Below are 3,143 nucleotides of genomic sequence, written 5' to 3' on the forward strand. Positions count from 1 at the left end.
CTACGCCAACAAGGCCGTCGCCGTGCTCCTCATCGTCATCGGCGTCCTCGTCATCACCGGGCTCTGGAACTCTGTGTCGCTGTGGATCGTGGACAACTCGAGCTGGTTCCCCACCCTCTGACCCTCAGGTGGGATCGCCGCGCTCCAGGCCTGGAATGGTTTCGCTGAACGATCGTTCATCAGAGCGAGTGGGGGCGCGGCGGTGGCCTTCGCTTCGACCATGTGGATCTAGCTCAGGTTCTCCTTCGAGTCCTATGGTGAGCGCATGAAGCGACTCGCTAAGTCAGGCCCGTTGGTTGGATGGACAATCGCATCGCTCGGCGCTGCTGGTGCCGCCGCGTTCCTGGTGCATTGGAGCTCGTGCTTCAGTGGCCTGAACGAGGGTTGCTACAGCGCCACACAGTCGGACTTCACGTGGATCGCCACGACGATCCTCTGGGCCATCGCCTTCCCGCTCGTGATACTCGGCGCCCTCGTGCTCTCGCCGGGACGACCCGTCACACTGATTGGTGTCGGGCTCCTCCTGGTCATCAACCCCCTCACCGACCCTGGAGCGTTCTTTCTCCCGTGGGATGTCGCGGACACTTTGCCCTTCACCGGCGTCGCCACGTCGCTGGCTGCTGTGACTGCAGGTCTCCTCCTGGCCAGATCTTCCCACCGAGCCCGTCGGCCCGATCACAGCCGAGTCGGGAAGCCAGCGCCCGCTGACGTCGCCTACTGACCTTCGATCGGCTTTGCGTCGTCCCGTTAGGGGATCCCCATACGGAACGGGCAGCCTCGCGCTCTTCGCTCCGTTGATGAGAGCCGGTGCTCTGGAGTTCAGGCGAAGTAGGGTGAGCGAAACGCGACGGGGGACGCCATGGGCCACAAACGATCGACCTACGGATTCAAGATCGGTGCGGCCTCGGTCGCGCTCATGGCCCTTCCTCTTCTCGGCGGGTGCGCGCAGGACACCACCGTCTACGACGACCCGACCGTGTACTCGGACTACGACAGGGCGCAGCAGGAGCAGGACGCACTCCCCTCGCTCGGCAGCGTCGGAGACAAGCTCGATCCCGACTCGATCCGGTTCGCCGGGTCCGTCGAGGGCCTCGACTTCTACTTGGCCTTACCTCGCGAGGGAGCCGGACACTGCGTCATCGTCAACGAGGGCGACGAACCGGTCAGCGGCTGCGGCGAGAAGCTGTCAAAGCAGAACGACTGGACGGTACAGATCCACCCCGACGACGCCGTACCGGACGACGCCACCGGCGACGGCTGGACCCAGCTCGGCAAGAACCTGTCGGTCCGCGCAAGCTGACAGCGGGAGGGCTCTCTCGCTGAACCACGGCACCCGGCGGAGGTCGGCCCGGCGACTTGGTGATCCGCAGAACGATCCCCATATGGGACGGAGCTGAGCGGGTAGCGTCACCGGCATGACCTCGGGTTCGCGTCACCGCATTCGAGTTGCTGCCGCGCTCACAACCGGAGCGGCGCTGCTCACCGCCGCCGGCTGCGCGCCGGCGGTGCAGACGTCGGGATGCCCGGGCTGGGCGTATTTTGGATCCGCGGAAGCCCGCTACGAAGTCGCCGAAGCGGTCATCACGACTGCCTCCCCTCGCGCCTCGGGAACTCAGAGCGTCTTCAGCGTCGCAGCATCCGCATACATGGTCACCGTGGATGAGACAGAGAAGGGACCGTTCATTGCAGGAGAGACAATCCGCGTCGTGTCGATGCCTGATGCGTGCAGCGGCACCGACCTCTACCCGGACGGAGACCCGATGGACACCGACCAGCCCCTCCGCCTGTACCTCAGTTCCGGGAACGGATTCTGGGCGACGCTGACTCCGCTCGAGGGCGCTGAACCGATCGAGGAATAGCCCGCCAGTCGATTCCCTTACGGGACGATGCGCAACGTCACTGCGTGACAGAGTTGAGCCGTGGAGCGCTGGTTGAACGACGATCCCACGCTCCGACCGCTCATCGAACGCGGGTTCACTCGTTCAGGTGACTCGGTTGTACTTCGGGCCTACGCCGCCTCTCGCCTCCGGACGGCTCCGCCGTCCGATGCTTGGGGAGTGGAGTGGTGGGTGAATAGCATCCACTTACGCTCGAACCTTCCGGCCGCCAACGTATCGTGGCGGGAGCAGGTGGTCGCACAAGGATTGTTCCTGATCGACGGGCTGCTCCCCCGAATGGTTCGACTCTCGGCGGGCCGTGCGGCTCAAGCCGTCCTGTCGCTTCAGTCGTCGCCAATCTCTGTCGACCCCGAAGCCGACTTCGCATCAGGGTCTGTCCATTTCACGCTCGTCCGCAGCGCAGTGGAAGACGCTCGAGCAGTGGAAGACGCTCGAGCAGTTCAAACGCGGTCGATACAGCCCGTCATGGTTGTCACCCTCGACTCGATCGACGCCTCGACTAGAGACAGCGACGCCTCCTGACGCGGGCCCAGGATCGGAATCCTTCGCCTACTGGGCGGACCGGCCTGCCCCTGCGACCGAAGCGCTGAACGATCCCAATCCGGGACGCGAAGCGCGGCTGCGATGATCAGTCCATGCATCGAACAGTAGGCATAGTGGTCAGCCGGTGACACCACCGCAATCAGACGCGAGAACGGTTCGCGCGAGGATCCGTCTCCGTCCAACCAGCGACGGCGGCCGAAAGGCGCCCATCGGTCTCGACGGAAGGTACCGACCTCATGTCGTCGTCGTCGGCGGCGACGGAACGCATCTCGGCGTGATCGTGCGCAGCAGCGAGGCTACTGAAGTCGATCCCGGCGAGACGAGCGAAGTGACCCTTCAGCTTCTGTACGACATCGACTACAGCTCCCTCAGCGCCGGAGCGGCCTTCACTATCGTTGAAGGCCCCAAAGCCATAGGTGACGGACAAGTCCTCTGAAGCAGTCGCCTCGGTAGGCCGCCATGCTCTGAAGACACGATCGAGCGCGTCGCCCGCAGAACTGCGCCGCAGCGTCCGCTGCGATGCTCGGCCGCACCGCGTGACGACCCGGTGATCAATCCCCATACGGGCCAGCCTCGAGCACCCCGATAGTTACAGTGGGCGCATGAAAGCAGAGCTGCACGATCCGCGCGACCAAACCTTGCAGGTCGACGGTCCGACGTACCGCGTCCACTTCTGGTCCGAAGACGGCACGTCGAACCAAG

Annotated in this window: 4 protein-coding genes; all 4 read left to right on the top strand. The window is 64.5% G+C overall.

All coding sequences use genetic code 11. The features are described 5' to 3' along the window. The first annotated feature begins 265 nt into the window (after nucleotides 1-265). Complete coding sequence (locus tag C5C69_RS16775) at nucleotides 266-721, top strand: hypothetical protein (protein ID WP_146079385.1); 456 nt, start codon at nucleotides 266-268, stop codon at nucleotides 719-721. A 138-nt stretch (nucleotides 722-859) separates the two neighbouring features. Further along, nucleotides 860-1,300 carry a hypothetical protein gene (locus C5C69_RS16500; RefSeq protein ID WP_104234410.1) on the top strand — a complete coding sequence of 147 codons (441 nt, stop codon included), beginning with the start codon at nucleotides 860-862 and terminating at the stop codon, nucleotides 1,298-1,300. A 115-nt stretch (nucleotides 1,301-1,415) separates the two neighbouring features. After that, nucleotides 1,416-1,859, top strand: a complete 444-nt coding sequence (locus tag C5C69_RS16780) for a hypothetical protein (RefSeq protein ID WP_146076925.1) — start codon at nucleotides 1,416-1,418, stop codon at nucleotides 1,857-1,859. Nucleotides 1,860-2,715: 856 nt separating this feature from the next. Continuing rightward, nucleotides 2,716-2,877, top strand: a complete 162-nt coding sequence (locus C5C69_RS17085) for a hypothetical protein (RefSeq protein ID WP_181027273.1) — start codon at nucleotides 2,716-2,718, stop codon at nucleotides 2,875-2,877. Nucleotides 2,878-3,143: the final 266 nt, after the last annotated feature.

This window comes from Rathayibacter sp. AY1C7, assembly GCF_002931865.1.
GTDB lineage: Bacteria > Actinomycetota > Actinomycetes > Actinomycetales > Microbacteriaceae > Rathayibacter.

Coding starts and splice junctions, on each gene's coding strand:
- C5C69_RS16780 (WP_146076925.1), top strand. CDS start 1,416: ATGACCTCGGGTTCGCGTCACCGCATTCGAGTTGCTGCCGCGCTCACA.
- C5C69_RS16775 (WP_146079385.1), top strand. CDS start 266: ATGAAGCGACTCGCTAAGTCAGGCCCGTTGGTTGGATGGACAATCGCA.
- C5C69_RS16500 (WP_104234410.1), top strand. CDS start 860: ATGGGCCACAAACGATCGACCTACGGATTCAAGATCGGTGCGGCCTCG.